The following is a 592-nucleotide window of genomic DNA, read 5'->3' as shown; positions in this document are numbered from 1 at the left end:
ATCGAGATCTTTGCGCTTAATGCTTTTAGCAAATACAAACGTCGCCATCCAAATTGCCGCGCCGACCATAAAGATAATCAGAAAACTGTTGACATTACTCATGCCCAAATGCAGATTGTTCAATCCTTTGAAAATCAGCATCGCTGCAATCATCATACCGCCTATAGAGCCGATAAAGGGAACCCAAGAATGAAGTGCTTTATAGGAATCAATATCGTTTTTACGATTATCTAATTCATATAACCCGCGATAATAGTCAGACTGTAATTCGGAAGGTTCAAAATCAGGTTCATCGTAAATCTGCGCATCGTGTGCTACTTTGGTAGCGTATTCGACTTTTTCAGCTTCGTTCAGAGCTTCAAAGAAAAGACGATGTTGCTCTTTGTATGCTTTCTTTTCCTGTTTGATGGTTTTGAGGGTTCCTTCTGCCCAATCGTTGTAATCTAATACATTTTTCTTAATACGGGAGAAAACGAGGTAGGAAACCAATCCGCCCAACATTGGCGACAGTACCCATGAAAGGGCAATCTCTCCAAGCTTGCCCCATTGGATAAGCGTACCCGCATCAATTTTATGCATAAACGCCATACAC

At 41.2% G+C, this 592-nt stretch carries 1 pseudogene; it reads right to left on the bottom strand.

Annotated elements, in window-relative coordinates:
• Positions 1 to 592 (bottom strand): annotated as a pseudogene (locus ACTHUM_RS17780) (inorganic phosphate transporter); the annotation flags it as partial.

Source organism: Neisseria sp. P0021.S006 (assembly GCF_051956895.1).
Note: the sequence above shows the minus strand (reverse complement) of the source record. Positions and strands in the feature narration are given on the sequence as shown.